The organism is Hylemonella sp. W303a (assembly GCF_046452315.1).
GTDB lineage: Bacteria > Pseudomonadota > Gammaproteobacteria > Burkholderiales > Burkholderiaceae_C > Hylemonella.
In genome coordinates this window covers 155097-177865 of sequence record NZ_JBKFDG010000007.1, presented here as the reverse complement: position 1 = coordinate 177865, position 22769 = coordinate 155097, and the positions used below count along the sequence as shown (strand labels likewise).

General features: G+C 62.5%; 18 protein-coding genes. 10 read left to right on the top strand and 8 right to left on the bottom strand.

The window, feature by feature from the left end:
• Nucleotides 1-612: a TIGR00730 family Rossman fold protein gene (locus ACLBKS_RS14255; protein WP_410193577.1), complete on the top strand. Its 612-nt coding sequence runs from the start codon at nt 1-3 to the stop codon at nt 610-612.
• 79 nt (nt 613-691) lie between these two features.
• Here ACLBKS_RS14255 and ACLBKS_RS14250 read toward each other — a convergent pair whose 3' ends face one another.
• The gene (locus tag ACLBKS_RS14250) at nt 692-1030 is read right to left on the bottom strand and encodes a P-II family nitrogen regulator (RefSeq protein ID WP_006298395.1); all 339 of its coding nucleotides are present in this window, start codon (nt 1028-1030) and stop codon (nt 692-694) included.
• 40 nt (nt 1031-1070) lie between these two features.
• A complete protein-coding gene (locus tag ACLBKS_RS14245) occupies nt 1071-2768 on the bottom strand; it encodes an NAD+ synthase (protein ID WP_410193468.1) in 1698 nt (565 codons plus the stop codon).
• Nucleotides 2769-2805: 37 nt separating this feature from the next.
• On the opposite strand from ACLBKS_RS14245, the gene ACLBKS_RS14240 reads away from it, so the two are divergent.
• Nucleotides 2806-4032, top strand: coding sequence for a GNAT family N-acetyltransferase (locus tag ACLBKS_RS14240; RefSeq protein ID WP_410193467.1), 1227 nt, complete (start codon nt 2806-2808; stop codon nt 4030-4032).
• Between the two features lie 15 nt (nt 4033-4047).
• Here ACLBKS_RS14240 and ACLBKS_RS14235 read toward each other — a convergent pair whose 3' ends face one another.
• The 3 genes from ACLBKS_RS14235 to ppa all read right to left on the bottom strand — a co-directional run bounded on the left by ACLBKS_RS14235 (nt 4048) and on the right by ppa (nt 7119).
• Nucleotides 4048-5766 (bottom strand): methyl-accepting chemotaxis protein, encoded by a 1719-nt coding sequence (locus tag ACLBKS_RS14235; RefSeq protein ID WP_410193466.1) that lies wholly within the window; start codon nt 5764-5766, stop codon nt 4048-4050.
• 197 nt (nt 5767-5963) lie between these two features.
• Nucleotides 5964-6464: a chemotaxis protein CheW gene (locus ACLBKS_RS14230; protein WP_410193465.1), complete on the bottom strand. Its 501-nt coding sequence runs from the start codon at nt 6462-6464 to the stop codon at nt 5964-5966.
• 118 nt (nt 6465-6582) lie between these two features.
• Nucleotides 6583-7119 carry an inorganic diphosphatase gene (ppa, locus tag ACLBKS_RS14225; RefSeq protein WP_410193464.1) on the bottom strand — a complete coding sequence of 179 codons (537 nt, stop codon included), beginning with the start codon at nt 7117-7119 and terminating at the stop codon, nt 6583-6585.
• A 202-nt stretch (nt 7120-7321) separates the two neighbouring features.
• Between ppa and ACLBKS_RS14220 the strand changes: the two genes are divergently transcribed.
• Both ACLBKS_RS14220 and ACLBKS_RS14215 read left to right on the top strand, forming a co-directional pair.
• Complete coding sequence (locus tag ACLBKS_RS14220; RefSeq protein WP_410193463.1) at nt 7322-9385, top strand: sodium-translocating pyrophosphatase; 2064 nt, start codon at nt 7322-7324, stop codon at nt 9383-9385.
• A 425-nt stretch (nt 9386-9810) separates the two neighbouring features.
• On the top strand, nt 9811-10497 hold the full coding sequence (locus tag ACLBKS_RS14215; protein WP_410193462.1) for a response regulator: 687 nt from the start codon (nt 9811-9813) through the stop codon (nt 10495-10497).
• Between the two features lie 37 nt (nt 10498-10534).
• Here ACLBKS_RS14215 and ACLBKS_RS14210 read toward each other — a convergent pair whose 3' ends face one another.
• The 3 genes from ACLBKS_RS14210 to ACLBKS_RS14200 all read right to left on the bottom strand — a co-directional run bounded on the left by ACLBKS_RS14210 (nt 10535) and on the right by ACLBKS_RS14200 (nt 15987).
• On the bottom strand, nt 10535-12568 hold the full coding sequence (locus tag ACLBKS_RS14210) for an ATP-binding protein (protein ID WP_410193461.1): 2034 nt from the start codon (nt 12566-12568) through the stop codon (nt 10535-10537).
• A 119-nt stretch (nt 12569-12687) separates the two neighbouring features.
• Complete coding sequence (locus tag ACLBKS_RS14205) at nt 12688-13764, bottom strand: ABC transporter substrate-binding protein (protein ID WP_410193460.1); 1077 nt, start codon at nt 13762-13764, stop codon at nt 12688-12690.
• Nucleotides 13765-13839: 75 nt separating this feature from the next.
• The gene (locus ACLBKS_RS14200; RefSeq protein ID WP_410193459.1) at nt 13840-15987 is read right to left on the bottom strand and encodes a TonB-dependent receptor plug domain-containing protein; all 2148 of its coding nucleotides are present in this window, start codon (nt 15985-15987) and stop codon (nt 13840-13842) included.
• 478 nt (nt 15988-16465) lie between these two features.
• Here ACLBKS_RS14200 and moaA point away from each other — a divergent pair, with 478 nt between their 5' ends.
• The 6 genes from moaA (at nt 16466) to dnaJ (ending at nt 22710) form a co-directional block, all read left to right on the top strand.
• Nucleotides 16466-17605: a GTP 3',8-cyclase MoaA gene (gene moaA / locus ACLBKS_RS14195; RefSeq protein WP_410193458.1), complete on the top strand. Its 1140-nt coding sequence runs from the start codon at nt 16466-16468 to the stop codon at nt 17603-17605.
• On the top strand, nt 17598-18221 hold the full coding sequence (mobA, locus tag ACLBKS_RS14190; RefSeq protein ID WP_410193457.1) for a molybdenum cofactor guanylyltransferase MobA: 624 nt from the start codon (nt 17598-17600) through the stop codon (nt 18219-18221). Before moaA ends, mobA begins: the two co-directional genes overlap by 8 nt.
• Nucleotides 18222-18377: 156 nt before the next feature.
• Nucleotides 18378-18737, top strand: a complete 360-nt coding sequence (locus ACLBKS_RS14185) for an FKBP-type peptidyl-prolyl cis-trans isomerase (RefSeq protein ID WP_410193456.1) — start codon at nt 18378-18380, stop codon at nt 18735-18737.
• 164 nt (nt 18738-18901) lie between these two features.
• Nucleotides 18902-19426 carry a nucleotide exchange factor GrpE gene (gene grpE, locus ACLBKS_RS14180; RefSeq protein ID WP_410193455.1) on the top strand — a complete coding sequence of 175 codons (525 nt, stop codon included), beginning with the start codon at nt 18902-18904 and terminating at the stop codon, nt 19424-19426.
• A gap of 44 nt (nt 19427-19470) precedes the next feature.
• Nucleotides 19471-21441, top strand: a complete 1971-nt coding sequence (dnaK, locus tag ACLBKS_RS14175; protein ID WP_410193576.1) for a molecular chaperone DnaK — start codon at nt 19471-19473, stop codon at nt 21439-21441.
• Nucleotides 21442-21576: 135 nt separating this feature from the next.
• A complete protein-coding gene (dnaJ, locus tag ACLBKS_RS14170; protein ID WP_410193454.1) occupies nt 21577-22710 on the top strand; it encodes a molecular chaperone DnaJ in 1134 nt (377 codons plus the stop codon).
• Nucleotides 22711-22769: the final 59 nt, after the last annotated feature.

The following is a 22769-nucleotide window of genomic DNA, read 5'->3' as shown; positions in this document are numbered from 1 at the left end:
GTGCAAGAACCTCATTTTTCGCTGTGCGTCTACTGCGGCTCGCGCCCAGGGGCCGATCCGCGGCAGATCGGATTGGCCCGCGTCGTCGGCCGCTGGATCGGCAGCCACGGCGGTCAACTGGTGTATGGGGGTGGACGGGCCGGCTTGATGGGAGCGGTCGCCGAAGCCACATTGCAGGCCGGAGGTCGCGTGATCGGCATCATCCCCGAGGCACTGGTGGAGCGCGAGTGGGCCTACGCGGAGTGCACTGAACTGCACGTCGTGTCCACCATGCACGAGCGCAAACGCATGATGGCCGAGCGCAGCGACGCCTTCCTTGCCCTGCCAGGCGGCATTGGCACTTTCGAGGAATTGTTCGAGGTCTGGACTTGGCGCCAACTGGGCTACCACGATAAGCCAATTGGCATCGTCAACGCCCACGGATACTACGATGGCCTGCTATCGTTTTTGCAGCGCTGCGTGGCGCAGGAGCTGATGGACCAGCGCCAAATGGGGCTGATCGACGCGGGCTCGGTGCTGGAAAGCGACGATGAAGTCGAAGCCCTGCTGCGCCGACTTGTTCAGGCCGCTGGCTGGAGTCAAGACAGCGCGGCGCTCGGCCGTGTGATCTGAAGCGGGGCGGCTCGGGGCGGCTTGATGGCAGGTCGTCCCCGACCCTCTGTTTGCTTGAACCTGGAACCGGCTTCGGCTGTCAGATTGCCGCTTCGTCTTGTTCTCCGGTGCGGATGCGCACCACGCGCTCGACGGAGGTCACGAAGATCTTGCCATCACCAATCTTGCCGGTGCGTGCCACCTTGACGATGGCGTCGATGCATTGATCCACGATGACGGTGGGCACAACGGCCTCGATCTTGACCTTGGGCAGGAAATCCACCGCGTACTCGGCACCTCGGTAGACCTCGGTATGGCCTTTCTGACGACCAAAGCCCTTCACTTCGGTCACGGTCAGCCCGGTCACACCGCAGGCGGCCAGAGCCTCGCGGACTTCCTCGACCCGAAAGGGTTTGATGATGGCGGTGATCAATTTCATCTGAGTCTCTCTTTCTTGATTTGAATTCACGATTCCGAACTCAAGCGCGGAACTTGTTGGTGATAGGGTAGCGCCAATCCTTGCCAAAGCCACGGTGAGTAACCCGGATGCCCACGGGCGCTTGGCGCCGCTTGTACTCGTTGAGTCGCAGGAGTCGGGTGACGCGGTCCACGTCGGCGCGGGCATATCCTGCCGCGACGATGTTTTCGATGCTTTCGTCGTTCTCCATGTAGCGCTCGACGATGGCGTCCAGCACCTCATAAGGTGGGAGACTGTCTTGGTCGGTCTGGTCCGGTCGCAGCTCCGCGCTGGGCGGTCGGGTGATGATGCGCTCTGGGATTGGCGCGGCGCCCGTGCCGTAGGGATCATGGGCGTTGCGCCAGCGCGCGAGGCGGAACACCGCGGTCTTCAGGACATCCTTGATGACTGCAAACCCGCCCGCCATGTCGCCATAGAGCGTGCAATAGCCTGTGGCCATCTCGCTCTTGTTGCCCGTGGTCAGCACGATGCGTCCGCTCTTGTTCGACAACGCCATCAACAAGGTCCCGCGGATGCGGGCTTGGATGTTTTCCTCGGTGGTGTCCTCGGGCAGACCCGCGAATTCCTGAGCCAGCGAGGTCTTGAAAGCCTCGAACTCGGGCACGATGGAAATTTCGTCGTACTGCACGCCCAAGCGCGCGGCCATGTCGCGGGCGTCGATCCAACTGATGTCAGCCGTGTAAGGCGAGGGCATCATCACCGCGCGCACCTTCGCAGGACCCAGCGCGTCGACGGCGATGGCCAGCACCAAGGCGGAGTCAATGCCTCCGGACAGGCCGATGATGGCGCCAGGAAAGCCGTTCTTGCCCACATAGTCGCGCACGCCCAGCACCAAGGCGTCCCAGAGATCGGCGTCTCGGTCCCGCTCAGGCGAGATAGGCCCGCTGAGCTTCACCCCATGCGGATGCCGGCTGGCATCCACGACAAACAGGTCCTCCACGAAACTTGGCGCCCGGGCAGCCACGGTTGCTTGCCCGTCGGATGACGGCTGCAGGGCGAAGGAGTGCCCCTCGAACACGACCTCGTCCTGGCCGCCCACCAGATGGGCGTAGACCAAGGGCAAGCCGCAATCCCGCACCCGCTCGCTCATCATGAGCTCGCGTTCGCCGCCCTTGCCCGCATGGAAGGGCGAGGCGTTGATCACGGCCAACAACTCGGCGCCAGCCTCGCGCGTTTCTCGAGCGGGAGCGTCAAACCAAGCGTCCTCGCAGATCAGCAAGCCAACCCGTATGGGTTCACCGTCAGCCTCCACATCGAAGACGCAGGTCGCATCGCCGGGTTCGAAATAACGACGCTCGTCGAAAACCTGGTAGTTGGGCAATTCACGCTTGGCGTAGCGACCGATGACTTGTCCACCCCTCAACACACTGGCCGCGTTGTAACGGCCGGGACGCATGACGGAGCGGGTACGCCAGCCACCGTCGTCGGTCACCATCGGATGTCCTACGACGACCGTCAACTGAGGTAGATCGGCCAGTTCCCGCGCCACGGTCAAAACCGCCTCGTTGCAGGCGGCGACGAACGAGGGCCGGAGCAACAGATCCTCCGCCGCGTAGCCACAAATGGCCAGCTCGGGCGTGAGCAGCAAATGCACGCCTTGCGTGCAAGCTTGGCGCGCAGTCGCTATGATTTTTTGCGCATTGCCCGCAAGATCTCCGACGACAAAGTTGGACTGGGCGATGCCAAGACGCAAAGACATAAATGGGAAGCTGGAAAGAAAGCGGATCGCAGTGAGCTTGAACGATTATGTCATCCGGGTTCACGAGAACCCGTCCACCCTCGATGCCAAGGCTTGGAACGGGCTCCTGGCACAGCAGACACAACCCACGCCTTTCATGCGGCACGAGTACTTGGCCGCACTGCATGACAGCGGCAGCGCGACACCCGCCACAGGCTGGAGCCCGCGTTTCCTGACCCTGCACGACCGCGCGGGACAACTCCAAGCGGCATGCCCGCTGTACCTCAAAAGCCATTCGCGCGGCGAGTACGTCTTTGATTGGTCCTGGGCTGACGCTCACCACCGTCATGGCCTGGCCTATTACCCCAAGGGCGTGGTGGCGGTTCCATTCACGCCCGCGCCCGGCAGCCGATTATTAGCCCGGGATCACGACGCCCGCGATGCGCTGCTTCAAGGTCTGGCGGATCAAGGCCGTGAACTCGGTCTCTCCTCGCTGCATCTGCTCTTCGGCAGCCGCGAAGATTTGGCTGCAGCCCAGGCAAACGGTTGGATGCAACGCCACACGGTCCAATTCCACTGGAACAATCGCGAGCATTCGCCTTACGCGGATTTTGAGGAGTTCCTGGGCACGCTCAGCCAAGACAAGCGCAAGAAAATTCGCCAAGAACGGCGCAAGGTCCGCGAAGCGGGTGTCACCATGCGGGCCCTGCGAGGGCATGAGATTGGCCCAGAGGAGTGGGACTTTTTCTACCGCTGCTACGAACGCACTTACATGGAACACGGCAATCCGCCTTACCTCCAGCGCGACTTCTTCACACAGATCGCGGCAGGGCAGGCCCAGAACTGGCTGCTCTTCCTGGCTGAACGAGACGGTCGCGCCATCGCATCCAGCCTGATTGCCTTAGGCACAGCCACAGCACCAGAAGAAGCCCAGGGCCCGGAAACCAGAATGGGTCTGGACAGGCAGATGGGCACCGGTTCAGTCGCTTGGGGACGTTACTGGGGCGCGCTGGAGAGGGTCGACTGCCTGCACTTCGAAGCTTGCTACTACGCCCCCCTGGAGTGGTGCATCGCGCATCGAATCCACCGCTTCGAAGGCGGTGCCCAGGGAGAGCACAAACTCGCTCGAGCGCTGCTGCCGGTGCAAACACCCAGCGTCCACTGGTTGGCCCAGCCAGACTTCGCGCGCGCGGTTCAGCAGTTTCTGGCTGTCGAGGGAGAGCACATCGACCGATATCTTGAGGAACTGGCTCAGCATTCCCCGCTTAGGCGGATGGACAAATAATCAGATCGACCAGGCTCAGGCCGCGACAGCCATCTCCAGCGCTGCCGGGCCTGCGCGACGGACAGGGGCGGGCGAAGCATCTGTCGCAGCCAAAGCGCCTGCCAGGGACTCCTGCCCTTCCACCTGGAACACGGCAACGAGATCAACCAGTTCCTTGGCCTGGATCTTGAGATTACTGGCCGCAGTGGCCATTTCTTCGACCAAGGCAGCGTTTTGCTGGGTGGTCTGATCCATGTTGGCGACAGCTTCACCAACTTGGGTCACGCCCGCAGTTTGTTCACTGCTGGCCGCGCTGATCTCCGCCATGATGCTGCTGACCCGCTGGATGCTGGACACAACATCGTTCATGGTGCCGCCGGCCTTGTCAGCCAGGGCCGTGCCTTGTTCCACGCGGTGCACGCTGTCGGTGATCAGGCCCTTGATCTCCTTGGCGGCTTCGGCGCTGCGCTGCGCCAACGCGCGCACCTCACCGGCCACCACCGCGAACCCTCGGCCTTGCTCGCCCGCGCGCGCGGCTTCCACCGCCGCGTTCAACGCCAGGATGTTGGTCTGGAAGGCGATGCCGTCGATGACGTTGATGATGTCGGCGATGCGGCGGCTGCTGTCGCTGATGCCCTTCATGGTGTCCACGACCTGGGCCACGACCTCGCCGCCCTGCACTGCGACGGTCGAGGCACTCTGGGCGAGTTGATTGGCCTGCTGGGCATTGGCCGCGTTCTGCTTCACGGTGCTGCCCAATTCGTCCATCGACGCGGCGGTCTGCTCAAGCGCAGCCGCTTGGTTCTCGGTACGCGCGCTTAGATCCTGGTTGCCTTGCGCGATTTCGACGCTGGCCACCGAGACCGACTCGCTGCCCAAACGGACCCGCCCCACAATGCTGGACAGGTTCTGCTGCATGCGCAATAGCGCGCGCAGCAAATGCGTCACCTCGTCCGCGCTGGGGGTTTGGTTGGCGAGATGCCCATTGGCCCCCTTGAGCAAGGCGGCTCGTTGACGTTCATCCAAGCGCAAATCTCCTTCGGCGATGCGCTGGGTGACCTCATAAGCGCGCCGTACCGGGCGAACAATCGAGCGCGTGGCCAAGGTGGCCAGGACGATGCCAGAGAGTATCGCCGTCACGGCACCGACGATCTGGATGACCTGACTCTGCCACGCATTGGCCTGTGCCTCGGTTTGGGAATCCACCAACATCTGGCTGGTGTACTTGGCCACCTTGCGCGCATCGCGCAGGTACAACGCAGCCAAGGGTTGCAATTCGCTGTCGATGGCGATGGACACATCCTTGCCAGCTTGCTGCTGCTTGATCAACTCCGCGCGCGCGTTGACGTACTCACTGCGCCGACGCGCGACGTCACGCAACAGGGTTTGGCCCTGCTCGTCACCGGCCAGCAGCTTCTCCAGTTCTACTTGATCGGCGCTGATGTCCTTGGAAGTGGCGTTGATCGCGTCCTGGAGTTGATCTCGAAAGTACCCATTGTTCGTCTTAAGAGCCGCTTCGGCCCGGGTCCAGTTCAGTTCGATCTGAGCCCCCCAGCGCTCGGCGAGCAGGCTGCGCCGCATCTCGAGCGTAGAGACCTTCTCACTGGCATTCTTGAGGGTGTTCAAGCGCCAGATGCCAACGCCCGCCACGGTGGCCATGATCATCAGCAGCAGCGCGAAAGCCAGCCCCAGTCGCATGCCGATGGTCATGCGCGATCCGAAACTCTGGATGTTTGTTTTCTTGCTCTGTTTCATCGTTGATATCCGCCCCCAAACCACTTGCAGGATGTGCGGCCCTCGGAAATGTCACATATCTCCCGAGCTTGGGATTCATGCAAAAAAGGGGCCAGAAATCAGGTGTGGGCCGTGTCAAATCGACACCTTGCCATGAAAACATGAAAAAAGGGCGCCGATCAGCGCCCTTGTGCTTTTGCCTACTCAGGCGCTGTTCGTCACCCCGAAACAGAGGACAACATCCCCATTTCGGCACTGCCCATCAGCGCCTCCATGTTCATGATGATGAGCATGCGATCGCCCACATTGGAGAGGCCCGTGATGAATCGCGCATCCAGCGTGGTGTCAAACTGCGGCGCGGGAGAAATTTGGTCAGCCGACAGCGTCACCACGTCAGAGACGGAATCAACCACCACGCCGATCACGGTCCCACGCACATTGAGGATGATGACCACCGTGAATTCGTTGTAGGCCACCTTGTCGAGTTGCAGCTTCATGCGCAAATCGATGATGGGAACGATGACACCCCGCAAATTCACAACGCCTTTGACAAATGCCGGCGCATTGACCATGCGAGTCGGCTCCTCGTACGACCGAATCTCCTGCACCCGCAGGATATCGATGGCGTAATCCTCATCACCCAGGCGCAGCGTCAGGTACTGGCCGGAGGTCGTGGAAGCGATCGCGCCGATGTGGGTCTGAGTTTCGCTGAAGGACATGATGAAGGCTCCTGGGCGGGCATTGCACGCCGTGGTGAGGAAACGGGAAAACCGGACAGCTGCACAGCCATGATACACGCCACGACGCTGCCGTGGCGTCCCGTGTTCAAGCTCGGCCTCAGGCCTGGGACTTCTTGTAGGCGGCGACCCCGTCCATGATTTCTTTCTTGGCGGCCTCCGGTCCTTCCCAACCCTGCACCTTGACCCACTTGCCCTTTTCAAGGTCCTTGTAGTGCTCAAAGAAATGCTCGATGGTCTTGAGACGCATCGGGTTCAGGTCCTCGGGTTTCTGCCACTGTGTGTAAAGCGACAAGATTTTGTCCGTCGGCACTGCCAACACCTTGCCATCAACGCCAGCTTCATCTTCCATTTTCAGGATGCCGATGGCACGACACGGCACGACCACGCCAGGAATCAAGGGCACAGGCGTGATCACCAGTACATCCACGGGATCGCCATCACCCGCGATGGTCTGCGGCACGTAACCGTAATTCGTGGGGTAGTGCATGGACGTGCTCATGAAGCGGTCCACGAAGATGGCGCCGGTTTCCTTGTCCACCTCGTACTTGATGGGGTCGCCATTCATCGGGATTTCGATGACCACGTTGAAGGCTTCGGGAATGTTCTTGCCGGCAGGGACGTTGTCGAGAGCCATGATTTCCTTTGAGTTTCCTTGGGTTGCGTCAGGACTAACCCCGATTCTAGCGGCGCACTCCGACCCCCAGAATGGTCGCGTTGGCCAATCGTCATGCTTCTGCTCACTGGGCGGCGGCGCGACGAGGAAGCAACGCAGCGGCGGCCCCGCCTTGCGTTGCCGCCCCTCTCGCGTCCATCCACAACACACAGAGGAGTTCGACATGACAGGCAACAGTGCACTGATTCTGGCGCTCGTCTGCGGCCTGATCGCCGTGACCTACGGCATCTGGGCCCGCAGCTGGATACTCGGGAAGGATCCAGGCAATCCCCGCATGCAAGACATCGCGGCGGCGATCCAGGCCGGCGCTGCCGCCTACCTCGCGAAGCAGTACAAGACCATCGCCCTCGTGGGCGTGGTGCTGGCCGTGCTGATCGCTCTCTTCCTGGACCCGACCACGGCATTTGGATTCGTGGTGGGTGCCGTGCTGTCGGGCGCCTGCGGCTTCATCGGTATGAACGTCTCGGTGCGCGCTAACGTGCGCACGGCTCAGGCTGCCACGCAGGGCATCGGCCCCGCATTGGACGTGGCCTTCCGAGGCGGCGCGATCACCGGCATGCTGGTCGTGGGCCTGGGCCTGCTGGGCGTGACCGCGTTCTACTGGTTCTTGGTCGGCGGTGGCACCCCGCAAGGGCAGACACTGGCGCAGTTGCTGAACCCGCTGATCGGGTTTGCCTTCGGCTCCTCGCTGATCTCGATCTTCGCGCGCTTGGGGGGAGGCATCTTCACCAAGGGCGCCGATGTGGGCGCGGACCTGGTCGGCAAGGTCGAAGCGGGCATCCCCGAGGATGACCCGCGCAACCCTGCCGTGATCGCAGACAACGTGGGCGACAACGTGGGTGACTGCGCCGGCATGGCCGCCGACCTGTTCGAGACGTACGCCGTCACGCTGATCGCCAGCATGGTGCTGGGCGCGCTGCTGGTGACGGCCGCTCCGCTCAACGCCGTGCTGTACCCGCTGGCACTGGGTGCAGTGTCCATCATCGCCTCTATCGTGGGCTGCTTCTTCGTTAAAGCCAAGCCTGGCATGAAGAACGTGATGCCCGCGCTATACAAAGGACTCATCGTCGCGGGCGTGCTGTCATTGGTCGCTTTCTATTTCGTGACTCAGTGGCTCATCCCTGACAACGCCCTGGGCGGCACAGGAGCGCAGATGAAGCTCTACGGCGCCTGCGTCGTGGGCCTGGCACTGACCGGCCTGCTGGTTTGGATCACAGAGTTCTACACCGGCACGCAATACAGTCCCGTTCGTCACATTGCGCAAGCCTCCACCACAGGCCACGGCACGAACATCATCGCGGGCTTGGGCGTGTCCATGCGCTCCACGGCTTGGCCTGTGATCTTTGTCTGCGCAGCCATCTGGGTGTCCTACGCTCTGGCCGGACTCTATGGCGTGGCCGTGGCTGCCATGGCCATGCTGTCCATGGCGGGCATCGTGGTCGCATTGGACGCCTATGGCCCCATCACCGACAACGCGGGCGGCATCGCCGAGATGGCCGAACTGCCCGACAGCGTGCGCGACGTCACCGACCCGCTGGACGCCGTGGGCAACACCACCAAGGCCGTGACCAAGGGTTACGCCATCGGCTCGGCAGGACTGGCTTCCCTGGTGCTGTTCGCCGATTACACGCACAAGCTCGACACACTGGGGCAAAGCGTCAAGTTCGACCTGTCCGACCCCCTGGTGATCATCGGCCTCATCATTGGCGGCCTGATTCCCTACCTGTTCGGGGCCATGGCCATGGAAGCCGTAGGACGCGCGGCGGGCGCGGTCGTGGTCGAAGTGCGGCGCCAGTTCCGCGAGATCAAAGGCATCATGGAAGGGACCGCCAAGCCAGACTACGGTGCGGCCGTGGGCATGCTGACCGGCGCGGCCATCAAAGAAATGATGATCCCCAGCCTGCTGCCCGTGGTCGTTCCCATCGTCGTCGGGCTGGTGCTGGGTCCGGCGGCCTTGGGCGGACTGCTGATGGGCACCATCGTCACCGGTCTATTCGTCGCCATTTCGATGTGCACCGGCGGCGGCGCCTGGGACAACGCCAAGAAGTACATCGAGGAAGGCCACCATGGCGGCAAGGGCAGCGAGGCGCACAAAGCCGCCGTGACCGGCGACACCGTGGGCGACCCCTACAAGGACACGGCCGGTCCGGCCGTGAACCCTTTGATCAAGATCATCAACATCGTGGCCCTGCTCATCGTGCCCCTGGTGGTGAAATTCCACGGCTGAGGTGAGAGCCCATCATCGCCCGGCCCCCGGGGGCTAGGCGATGAGCCTGCCAGTCCCTTTCTTCGGGCTCCAGTAGCCGATGGTCACCGGCGGCTCAGCATCCTGAGCAAAACTGGAAAGGCAGCGATGCCGGGAACGCCCTGACAGAGGCAAGGCCGAACCAAGCCTGTGTGCCACAAGTCTCCCCGAGTCACTGGGCAAGCGTGACGCCCCCCCCCAACCGAGTGTCGGTGCAACGCAACATTCCGCGCGATCACCCATCGATCAGCGCCCAGCACCCCATGGGCGCTGGCCTTCGGACTGTCCGATACAACCCGCACCAGCAAGGCGCACGGCCAAAAAATGGAAGATGGCTACGCGCAGGCGGTGTTTGTCGCAAAATAGGACTATTCCAAATGCGAATACTGCGCACAAGAGAGTCCGTTTTGAAAATTCTCGTCGTTGACGATCACGCCCTGATCCGAGAAGGTTTGCGCCAAGTCCTGCGAGGACTCGACACCGCCGCCTGCGCAGCAGCGCCGGATTGCCCCGGCGAAACGCTCTCGGCGGAACCCGTTCAAGTGCTTGAAGCTGCTTCTTGCGCCCAAGCCTTTGACCTCGCCAAGGAATCCGACCTCGATTTGGTGCTGCTGGACTACCACCTGCCAGACATGAACGGACTGGAGGCGCTCGATGTCTTTGCGCGTCGCCATCCCGACTTGCCCATCATCATGTTGTCAGGCTCCGTGAATCCGCGGGTACGCCAACAGGTCATGGAACGTGGCGCGGCCGCATTCCTCACCAAATCAGGCATGAGCGATGAGCTTCTTTCTGTCACGCGACTGGTACTTGCTGGTGGTTCACCCGCGACACCCGCATTCGTGCCCGCCCCCGCTCTTCCCGCGTTGACACCCCGGCAGGAGGAAGTCCTTCGATTGCTCCTGGACGGTCTGACCAACAAGGAGATCGGCCGCCTGCTTGACCTCTCAGACGAAACGGTGAAAAACCACGTCAGCAACATCCTGCGCTGCTTCGGCGTGGCCACCCGGACGCAAGCCGTTTTAGCCGCGCGCAAGCACGGCTACTACCCACGGATGGAAGATCCCGGACTGTCCCCTGAAAATGGGCTCTGAGCCACGGATGTCCACGTGGGCATGAGCACTGAGCCCATCACATGTCCAAGGGTTGATGTCGACTGAGGCGACGCAACAGTGTGCGCAACTTGGCGGGTCGCACGGGCTTGTGCAGCAGGGGAAGACTGATCTCACGGCAGAGCTGGATCAGATCGGGATCCGTATCACCACTCATCAACGCGGCGGGCAGATCACGGTCCAGGTCATGGGCCGATCCCGCCTGTCGCCGCATGTGTTGGCGCAGGCCCTGAACGGCCCACATGCCGTTCTCACCAGCACGGAGTCGGTAGTCGCTCAAAAGCACATCTGGCTCGAAGCCATCATCGATCACAGACAGCGCGTCTCGCAGGCCATCCACCACGGCCACTGCACAGCCCCAGGACTGCAACAGATCCTCCAAGGCGCGGGCCGACGCGCCATCGTCCTCGATCACCAGTACACGCAAGCCCCGGAGATCGTCCGGTGCCCGCGCGGGCTCCACCGTCGGCGGAACGAACTGACGCTCCCCTTCCGGCGCGAGAGGAACTTCCAAGGTGAACCGAGTACCCTGCCTCAGTCGGGACGTCAGACGCAGGGGATGTCCGAGCAGACGGGCAGTGCGATGCACGATGTTGAGCCCAAGACCCAAGCCCTTGGCCCGATCCCGTTCGGGGTTACCGATCTGATAAAACTCCCGGAAAATGTCCTCTTGATGCTCGGGCGCGATGCCCACGCCCGTGTCCCAAACCTCGATGAGGACCACACCTCTCTCCCAGGTCGCGGACTCACCGCCCTTGGGCAGGCGGGCGCGACACGACAGCAACACCCCACCTTCCCCGGTGTATCGCAGCGCGTTGCTCAATAGGTTGAGCAGGATCCGGTGGAGCAGCGCGGGGTCGGTGGAGACCCAGAGCTCCGTCTCGCGGGGCTGACGCACCCTGAACTGCAGGCCCTTGTCTTGAGCCACGGGCAACAGGGCGCCGCGAAGTTGGGCGATCAGTGGGGGCAAAGGAACAGGCCGAACCTGGGCTTGCACGGCATCCGCATCCAGCCGGGAAACGTCGAGCAAGGCGTCCAGCAAATCCTGCATGGCGCGAACCGAAGCTTCCAGATTGCCAATCAGACGGCGCGTCTCCGAATCATGAGGCAACTGAGTCAAACGAGCCACAAACATGCCCAGCGCGTGGATGGGTTGCCGCAAGTCGTGGCTGGCGGCTGCGAGAAAACGGGACTTGGCTTGCGTCGCCAGTTCAGCTTCCTCCTTGCGCGCTCGCAACTCCGTGGTCGCCTGGGCCACGCGCTGCTCAAGTTCCTCGTGGTGCTTTTGCAAACGCTGGGCCATTTGGTTCAGGCCCGCCTGAAGCTCACGCAGCGGGTCATCGGGCAGGAGTTGACCGCGCACGGACAAATCACCGGCACCGATGCGTCCGATCATGCGAGAAACCCGCAACACAGGGGTCACGACACCTCGCCCCAAGGCCCAGGCCATCAGCACGCCTAGCAACAGACCGCCCACCATCACGGCCAAACCGATGCCAAGCATGAAACGGCTGCGTTCGGCCACGACCTCGCGCGAGATTTCGACCATGACATAGCCCAGCACGCTGGGCGTTCCCAGGTCAACGGCGACGCCCTCCCCCTCGTACACCTCGTCCAAGCGCAGACGGGAAGACCATACTGGCTGGATCAGGAATTCGTCCGCACTGGACGGATCGATCCAGCGCCGTTCACGACCGGAGAGAGGCAACAGATCCGCAGGCAGGTAAAGATCCTCAAGCCGCATGACCAAGCGCGGCGCGAGCGTGTTGGGGTCGACGCGGGCGCCACCAGAGGCCGCCAACACCTGTCCCCGCGGGTCCAGCACCAAGGCCATGCGCACGCCGGATTCCCGCAAAGCGCCGGCGGTCAGCGCTTGCAGGTTCTCGAGATTGGCGGAAAACAGTCCGTATTCGCTGGCACTGGCTAACTGGCGCGCGAGCGTGCGCGTCCACTGCTGATGTGCTTCATCAAGATCGTCATAACGACCCGTCAGAAAGACCGCTGAGAGCACCAAGGTCACCAGCGTGACTGGCAGCATGGCGGCGACAGCCATGCGAGCACGAATGTCGCGCAGCAGCCTGAAGGGGATGAGTCGCAGTAACCACGGGCGGAAATAGGTCGCGCAGAATCGGGCCAAGATAGGCGGCAGTAAGTGACGTGGCCGGCTCAGCATCACCGACTCTCCTCGTGCGCACCGGTCTGCGCGAAGCGGTCTGAGAAAGTGGGAGACCATGTAGACGACTTGCGCTCCTGCCCCCCCCTCGATTCCAAGCGACGCAAACGTTCTGCCAGGTCAGCGGCATCGAGTTGCAAGCCCATTGAGCGTGCCACGTGCGCGTTCACGCTGACTTCGAACCACTGCGTGTACTGGGGCGGCCCCAAACCGCGCGCTTTGCCGTTTTGTTCGTTCAGAGCATCGCGAGCCAGCACGGCCACCTGCGCGCCGATTTGCTCCGGTGTGGCGTACAGAGCGAGCAGCGCGCCCGCGCGGACGTAAGCCGGCGAGAAAGCCTGCATGGGCACCTTCGCGCGGAAGGACGCCAGCAGGATGTTTTGGATGGTGTGGCTGTTGTAGATCTGCGGATCTGCCATGGCGAGCAGCACATCAGACTCGTCCAGAACCTGCTTCAAGCCAGGGAAAATGGGGTCATTGCCTGCAATGCGGGCGCTGACCAAGCGCAGACCACGGTCGCGAGCCAAATCGGCAAGTTGTTCCTCCATTTGCAACGCGCCTGGCGCCGCACCCACCAGCAGGCCAACACGACGGGCCTGCGGCAAGGCCAAGCGGATCAAGTCCAATTGACGCGCCAACGGTTGGTTCAAATACAGGGCGGAAAAATCCGCTCCCGGACGACGACCGGCTTCGCGCATCAGGTATTCGAAGCTCTGCCTCGGCAACAAGGTGCACAGCACCGGGGCCCCAGCGAGCGTGGACAGAGTCTGCCGAGCCAACAGCGCACAGGCTTGAACGCCAAGTGCGATGTGCAGCCGAGGCGCAGGCTGCAACGGAGAGAACGGCAAGTTATCAGTCGGGACGTTCGACCGGACAAACAGAGCCACCTTGCCGTCCTGGCGCAGGGCCTGAGCCAGAGACTTCTCAAGGGCTTGCGCGGCTTGCTCATAGGCCTCTCCAGTCCCGCTGTACACCGCGACCACCGTGGAACCCTGGGACGGCAGAGGTACCGGGGTTGGGAGTGCAGCAGGTTGCGCGCAGACAGGTAACAACGTCTGCGCCATCCAGAACAGCATGGTCAGCGCGCAACGCCGCTGGTGTCGAACAGCCTGCAGGCCTTGAGAGCGCGGGCGCCAGTTCCACACGGCGGTTCAATATCCCAGTTGCAAGGTGAGGAAAACTCGACGCTGGAAACGGATCTCTGGCACATCATCCGCATCCGCGCCGTCGATGTTTTGCAGGGTCAAGGCCAATTCAGCTTGCCGACCCATGCCCGTGCTGGAACCCCAATTGAATGTCCTCGCCACGCGCACATCGACTCGGCTGTGAGAGGGAGCGACCTCGATATTGTTTGGATAGATTCGCTCGTCCATGTAGTAGTCCCAGAGGCTGAAGTTCCAGCCCTTGGGCAGACGTTGGGTGAAGAACACGCTGTGGCTACGGTAAACCGGCTGTTCAGAGCGGCCTATCACTTGGTCGCTGGTGAATTGTGCATGGGCATAGCGCAGTTGCGCGCCACGCCAGGGTTGCCAGATCAATTGCGCCTCCGCCCCTTGAAGATCGAAATCCTCGCCATTCACGTAAGTGAACACCCTGCCGCGCCGGGCCAACTGTCCACCGACCTTGCTGGCGCGACGATCGACGATGACACCATGCACCCGTTCCTGAAATACGCGCAAGTCGAAGTTGAGCGCTGCACCGGCATCCACCAACCAGCCCAGTTCCGCGCTGTCCACACGCTCGGGGCGTGACGGGTCTCCCAGGGACGCGTCGTACTCATAGCCGATTTCTTGTCCGGTCTGAGGGTCGTAGTAACGCACATCCGCCTCGCGCTCGAACATGCTCGCCGGACGGAAAGCCCGGGAGACACCCGCACGCAGCGTGTGCGTGGCCGTGCCTGTTTTTCCGACGTTCCAATTGAGCATGAGGCGAGGTGCCAATTCGTTCTCCTCGATCAAGCTACTGCGCTCGATCAAGGCACCGGCATTGAGTAGCCAATCGTCGGCGAAATGCCATTCGACATTACCGAACAATCGGGCGAAATCCTCCACATAAGGCTGGTGGGTGGCATACAAGGCATAGGAGTCCGAGGTCTCGCGACGCCACTCGCCGCCCCACACAGCGCGCAACGCCGTATTCAGACGCCGCGTCTGTTGCGCCAGCAAGTTGGTGCTGCTCGTGCGCCCACTGCGGTCATACAGGACGCCTTGTCCATCCGAGCCCTGAGGGGGATAGGGCAGGCTTCCTCGCTCGCGTTCGTCCACCTGCTCATCGGTGTGCGAGAACTGAATCCAGAGATCGGCGTTGACGTCCAGATTGCGATTCCAGTCGATCTGAGCGTAGGAGGTTGTCATGCCCCTCGTGTGTAGCCCTGGAAAATCGTAATGCTGGCCAATCCAGCTCTCGATCCAACTCTGTCCGGCCCGGAAACTCAGTTGATCCTGCTGGCTGACATTGGCATCCGCGCGGGCATTGACCCGCCTCACTTCCACGGCCCCACCCGCCCCTTGCAAGCCCTCGTCCAAGCGCCGGTCGGCGCTCAGCCGCCAGCCGGTAAAGCCAAGTCCAGAGAACCGATCACCCGCGTTTGACACACCATCGCTGTCCGCGACGCCTCCCAAACGGACACCCCAATCGTTGACGCCCGCGCCGTTTTGACCCACGCCCCGCGTGAGCCTTGCCATCACGCCTTGGGTCTCCACCAGATCACGGGTGATGATGTTGATGCTGCCCTTGAACGCCCGCGCACCATAAGTGGCGGAGTTCGGTCCGCGGAAGATTTCGATGCGCTCAATATCGTCCAGCGCAACGGTCTGCAAGCCGGGTCCGACGCTGCCGCCCAGATGGAGGGAATAAACAGAACGACCATCGACCAACAGTTGCATCTGATTCGGGAAAGTGGATCTCAAGCCGTGGTAACTGCCGGCGGACGCGCCTTCTTCGAAGGAATTGGAAACCGAGAAGCCAGGCACCAATCGCAACAAATCGGCCACGTCACGCGCTCCGCTGGCGCGTATGGCCTCTCGGTCTATCACCGTGACAGCGCCCGGGATCTCTTCAAGCCGCTGAGGCAGGCGCGATACGGTCAAGACCACGGGCACCTGAGGTTCCAAGTAATCCTGCTCAGAGAGCAACCACGGCGATGAAGCGGCTGTAGGCGGGCCCGCCTCCGGGTCAGTCTGCGGCAGGGGCATTTCGGATTCGGAGGCTAGTTCAACGCCAGAGGCCGCGCCGGTCTCGAAAACCAAGCCCACCAGCATTGCCATCAACGCGGCGAAATCACGGAGCGAACGGGCCATTGGGGAGTAAAACGGAAAAACCTTGTGAACGCGGAAACAGAACCGTGACATTGACATTCCCCGCGCTGATCATTTTGCACCAGCCCATCTGAAAAACGAGCCCACTGCAAGATGTCGCGGAGATGGTAGCCACGCAAGATCAAGGCCAGACGAAGCCCTATACCAAGCCTGCATCCACTGAGATCTCGGCACCAAGACCGCGATCACGCCAGGGTGTTTAGGCGATCTGATGCGGTCGCAGTAGCTCCGCCATGATGAAACCCCCGTGGCAAAAAACCGGCTATCTGCGGAAAATGCGAGCCTTCAAGCCGCGCCTCGATCCGCCGAGGCTCGCCGATCCAGCACCAACACCCGTATCAGGCTCATACTTCTGAGTTCCTGATTTCTTAGCTTGAATAGGCTGCCATCACACCCTTGGCCTGCGAAAACTCGATACCGCTGCACAATCTGCGTCCAGCCCCTCGCGCCGGCTTTCACCATGACGTCCTCCTCACGTGTTATCCCCATCCTTGATCAGCGCACCCGTAGATCAAAGCAGATCGACGGGTCCAAGCCCGTGGCCCCCGGCCTGCCGCGGGATCAACTGAGCCGCCCGCTGCACGATCTGCGCATCAGCGTCACCGACCGGTGCAACTTTCGCTGCAGCTATTGCATGCCCAAGGAAGTCTTCACCAAGGACTACCCCTATCTGCCGCATGGCGACCTGCTGACCTTCGAGGAGATTTCCCGTCTTGCCCGGGCCTTCGTGTCCCTGGGGGTTCGGAAGGTTCGCTTGACGGGCGGCGAACCCTTGCTGCGCAAGAACATCGAGGGATTGATCGAACAGCTGGCCGATATCCGCACACCGCAAGGACAGCCACTGGAACTCACCCTCACCACCAACGGCACCCTGCTGGCACGCAAAGCCGCATCCCTGAAGGCGGCCGGCCTGCGCCGCGCGACCATCAGCCTGGATGCTTTGGACGACGCCATCTTCCGCCAGATGAACGACATGGACTATCCCGTGGCCGGGGTGCTGGAGGGCATCACCGCCGCGCGGGCAGCGGGGCTCGGGCCGCTCAAGATCAACATGGTGGTCAAGCGCGGTGTCAACGACCACGAGATCGTGCCGATGGCGCGGCACTTCCAGCGCGAGGGGCTGACCTTGCGTTTCATCGAATACATGGACGTGGGCGCGACCAATGGCTGGCGCATGGACGAAGTGCTGCCCAGCGCCGATGTGCTGGCGCGCTTGCGCGAGGCGGCGGCGCAAGGCTTGCTGCCTGCGCTCGCCCCCCTGGAACGCGCCGCGCCCGGTGAAACCGCCGAGCGCTGGGCCTACGCCGATGGCAGCGCCGAGGTCGGCTTCATCAGCAGCGTGACCCATGCCTTCTGCGGTGACTGCAACCGCGCCCGACTCTCCACAGAAGGCCAACTCTACCTGTGCCTCTTTGCCCATCAAGGCCACGACCTGCGCGGCCTCTTGCGCGCTGGCGCGAGTGACGAAGACATCGCCGCGGCGATCTCGGGCGTCTGGCAAGAACGCACGGACCGTTATTCGGAACTCCGTGCGTCCTTGCCCACCGAGTCTCCAGGATCCATGCGGCCGCGCATTGAGATGAGTTACATCGGTGGCTGACGCGAACATCACCGGCCTGATCTTGGCCGGCGGGCGAGGCAGTCGCATGGGCGGCGTGGACAAGGGCCTGCAAGCGTTCGAGGGAGAACCCATGGTGGCGCATGCCCTGAGGCGGTTGCGCCCCCAGGTCTCGGCTGTGGCCATCAGCGCGAATCGCCATCTCCCTGCCTACGAGGCCTATGGCGTGCCAGTCTGGCCCGACCTGCTCCCAGACTATCCCGGCCCGCTGGCAGGTCTGCTGAGCGGGCTCACGCACGCGGCGACGCCCTGGGTGCTCACCGTGCCCTGTGATGCACCGCGTTTTCCCACGGACCTCGCATCTCGCCTCTACCGCGCGGTGCGGGAGCGAGGGGCCGATATCGCCTTGCCGGTGACGGACCGACTCGAACCGGCGTTCTGCTTGGTCGCCACGTCGTTGCGCGACGATTTGGCCAAGTACCTCGGCATGGGAGAACGCAAGGTCGAAGCCTGGGCCCGACAACATCGCTGGGTGGAGGTTCCTTACCGATTGCAGGGCAACGACGCCTTCGCCTTCGCGAACCTCAACACCGAAGAAGAACTGAAATTGCTCGAGCAGCAGCGCATGCCCGACCACTCGAACCCGCAGGGCGCTTGAGCTCGCGACCGCCTCCCCGTGCAATCAGCGAGCCGCAGCGACCCCAACAATATGTAACAAGCTTGCTCTCGAATGGCATAATCGCGGACAAGCTATCAAAATCGGAGCGCTGCTTGCGCGAGGCTGCGCTGCCCTCCCCGGATCAGAAGGATTTCCATGGCATTCATCACCACCCCGAGCGGCCTGCAATACGAAGACACAGTCGTCGGTGAGGGCCCCGCAGCCCGTCGCGGCCAAGCTGCGACGGTGCATTACACCGGATGGCTCTACAAAAATGGCCAGCAAGGCCCAAAGTTCGATTCAAGCCTTGACCGCAAGGAACCTTTTGAATTCGCGCTCGGCTCGGGCATGGTGATCGAGGGCTGGGATCAGGGTGTCACCGGCATGAAGGTCGGCGGCAAGCGCACCTTGATCATCCCCCCCGGACTCGGCTATGGCCTGTTGGGTGCGGGTGGCGTGATTCCGCCGAACTCCACCCTGAAGTTCGACATCGAACTGCTGTCCCTTGCGGGCTGAGACCCACGGACTGAAGTCCTGCGCTGGCGCCGTCTCGACAGAACGTGCCGGGTTTCGGGCCAAAACCTGGCTTTTTTCGGCGATCAACGCCGTTTGAGCCCTTGAAAATATAAAAGCCGCCCTCATCTGGGCGGCTATTGTTTTCTTTTGTCTTCTTTTCACCGATGACCGACCCTCAAGCCACGCCCTCCACTGAGAGCACCCATGTTGATCTGAATGGCGATCCGCTGGCCCAGGCACACGCCGAGTTGGCCGAGTTGAAAGCCAAGAGCGCTGAACTGGCAGACCAGTACCTGCGGGCCCAAGCCGATGTGCAGAACGCTCGGCGCCGGGCTGATGAAGAGATTTCCAAGGCTCGCAAGTTCGCCATTGAGGCCTTTGCGGAAAGCCTGCTGCCCGTGGCCGACAGCCTCGAGGCTGGCCTGGCGATCAAGGACGCAACGTCGGCCCAGATCCGAGAAGGTGCCGAGGCCACGCTGCGCCAGCTGGCCGCAGCCCTGGAACGCAACAAGGTGATCGCCATCGCCCCCGCACCGGGCACCAAGTTCGACCCGCACCAGCACCAAGCCATCAGCATGGTGCCGGCCGAACAAGAAGCTAACACGGTGGTGAGCGTGCTGCAAAAAGGTTACACCATCGCGGATCGCGTGCTGCGCCCAGCCTTGGTCACGGTGGCAGCGCCCAAATGAGGCCTTGAAAGCCAGCGACTTATCCACAAGTAATCCTCATCCGAATTTCACACCATTCCAGGAGTAAGCACATGGCCAAGATCATTGGCATCGACCTCGGCACCACGAACTCGTGCGTGGCCATCATGGAAGGCAACACCACCAAGGTGATCGAGAACGCCGAAGGCGCGCGCACCACCCCGTCCATCATCGCCTACCAGGAAGATGGCGAAGTGCTGGTGGGTGCGTCCGCCAAGCGCCAGGCCGTCACCAACCCGCGCAACACGCTGTACGCGGTCAAGCGCCTGATCGGCCGCAAGTTCGAGGAAAAGGAAGTCCAGAAGGACATCGACCTCATGCCCTACACCATCGCCAAGGCCGACAATGGCGATGCCTGGGTCGAGGTGCGTGGCAAGAAGCTGGCACCTCCGCAAGTCAGCGCCGAAGTGCTGCGCAAGATGAAGAAAACCGCCGAGGATTACCTGGGCGAGCCGGTCACCGAGGCGGTCATCACCGTTCCGGCCTACTTCAACGATGCCCAGCGCCAGGCCACCAAGGACGCTGGCCGCATCGCCGGGCTGGAAGTTAAGCGCATCATCAACGAGCCCACCGCCGCAGCCTTGGCCTTCGGCCTGGACAAGGGCGGCAAGGGCGACCGCAAGATCGCCGTCTATGACCTGGGCGGCGGCACGTTCGACATCTCCATCATCGAAATCGCCGACGTGGATGGCGAGATGCAGTTCGAAGTGCTGTCGACCAACGGCGACACCTTCCTGGGCGGCGAGGACTTCGACCAGCGCATCATCGACTACATCATTTCCGAGTTCAAGAAGGAACAGGGCGTTGACCTGACCAAGGACGTGCTGGCCCTGCAGCGCCTGAAGGAAGCCGCCGAAAAGGCCAAGATCGAGCTGTCCTCCAGCACCTCGACCGACGTGAACCTGCCCTACATCACGGCCGACGCGTCAGGTCCCAAGCACCTGAACATCAAGCTCACGCGCGCCAAGCTGGAGAGCCTGGTCGAAGAGCTGATTGATCGCACCATCGCCCCCTGCCGCACCGCCATCAAGGACGCTGGCGTCGCCGTGGGTGACATCCAAGACGTGATCCTGGTCGGTGGCATGACCCGCATGCCCAAGGTGCAGGACAAGGTCAAGGAGTTCTTCGGCAAGGAGCCGCGCAAGGATGTGAACCCGGACGAAGCCGTCGCCGTCGGCGCCGCCATCCAAGGCCAGGTGCTCAGCGGCGACCGCAAGGACGTGCTGCTGCTCGACGTCACCCCGCTGTCCCTCGGCATCGAGACCCTGGGCGGCGTGATGACCAAGATGATCAGCAAGAACACGACCATCCCGACCAAGTTCGCGCAGACCTTCTCCACCGCCGATGACAACCAACCGGCCGTGACCATCAAGGTCTTCCAAGGTGAACGCGAGATGGCCAGCGGCAACAAGCTGCTGGGCGAATTCAACCTCGAAGGCATCCCCCCGGCCCCGCGCGGTCTGCCGCAGATCGAAGTGGCCTTTGACATCGACGCCAACGGCATCTTGCACGTTAGCGCCAAGGACAAGGGCACGGGCAAGGAGAACAAGATCACCATCAAGGCCAACTCGGGACTGTCCGAGGAAGAGATCCAGAAGATGGTGAAGGATGCGGAACTGAACGCCGCCGAGGACAAGAAGAAGCTGGAGATCATCCAGGCCCGCAACCAGGCTGACGCCACCGTGCACGGCGTGAAGAAGAGCCTGGACGAACATGGCAGCAAGCTGTCCGAAGCCGAGAAATCCGAGATCGAGACCGCGATCAAGGAAGTGGAAGAGGCCATCAAGGGCGACGACAAGGCCGCGATCGACGCCAAGACCGAGGCTTTGCTCAAGGCCAGCCAGACGCTCGGCGAGAAGCTCTATGCCGAGCAGCAGGCTGCCGCCGCAGGGGCCGCCACAGCCGGACAAGCCACGGACAAGGCCGAACCGCAAGGCGCGTCGCGCCCCAAGGACGACAACGTGGTGGACGCCGAAGTCAAGGAAGTCCGCAAGTGATGCGGGGCGCCGCCCGTCCTGGCTCCATGGACGGGACGTCGCCGCCCTGGACGGTTGACGCTGCCGCGTCGACGAACGGGCTTGCCCCGTGCGTCGGCGCGGCGGTTTCGCTTGAAAGAACATCGGAACAAGCAGATGGCAAAGCGTGACTATTACGAAGTCCTGGGCGTCGCCAAGGGCGCCAGCGAGGACGACATCAAGAAGGCCTATCGCAAGCTGGCGATGAAGTACCACCCTGACCGCAATCAGGGGGATGGCGCCAAGGCCGCGGAGGAGAAGTTCAAGGAGGCCAAAGAGGCCTACGAGATGCTGACCGACGCGCAAAAACGCGCCGCGTATGACCAGTACGGTCATGCGGGCGTCGATCCCAACATGCGTGGCGGCGCGGACAGCGGCTTCGCCGCAGGCGGTTTCGCGGAAGCGTTCGGCGACATCTTTGGCGACATGTTCGGCCAACAGCGTGGCGCACGAGGCGCGCGTCAGGTGTACCGCGGTGGCGATTTGAGCTACGCGATGGAAATCACGCTCGAGGAAGCGGCGCGCGGCAAGGATGCGCAGATCCGCATTCCCAGCTGGGACAGCTGCACCACCTGCAATGGCAGCGGCGCCAAACCGGGCACCCAGGTCAAGACCTGCACCACCTGCCACGGCTCAGGCCAGGTGCAGATGCGTCAGGGCTTTTTCAGCGTGCAGCAGACCTGCCCGCATTGCCAAGGCACGGGAAAGATCATTCCCGAACCCTGCCCCAGCTGCGCTGGCCAGGGGCGCATCAAGCGTCAGAAGACACTCGAGGTGAAGATCCCGGCTGGTATCGACGACGGCATGCGCATCCGCAGCACTGGCCATGGGGAGCCCGGCATCAATGGCGGCCCGCCGGGCGACCTGTACATCGAGATCCGGATCAAGAAGCACGACATCTTCGAGCGCGATGGTGACGACCTGCACTGCACCGTGCCCATCAGCATCGTGACGGCGGCGCTGGGCGGTGAGATCGAAGTCCCCACCTTGCAAGGCAAGGCCGCCATCGATATCCCTGAAGGCACCCAGACGGGCAAGCAGTTCCGCCTGCGCGGCAAGGGCATCAAGGACGTGCGCTCCAGCTATCCGGGCGACCTCTACTGCCACATCAGCGTGGAGACACCCGTCAAGCTCACCGAGGCCCAACGCAAGTTGCTGCGTGAGCTGGACGATTTGTTGAAAAAAGGCGGCGCCAAGCATTCCCCCAGCCAAGGCGGCTGGGCGGACCGGCTGCGTAGCTTCTTCAGCTGATGTCGCTGACCGCGCCGCTTCGCCCTCGGACGGACGGCGTGGCCATGCACCGGGGCCGC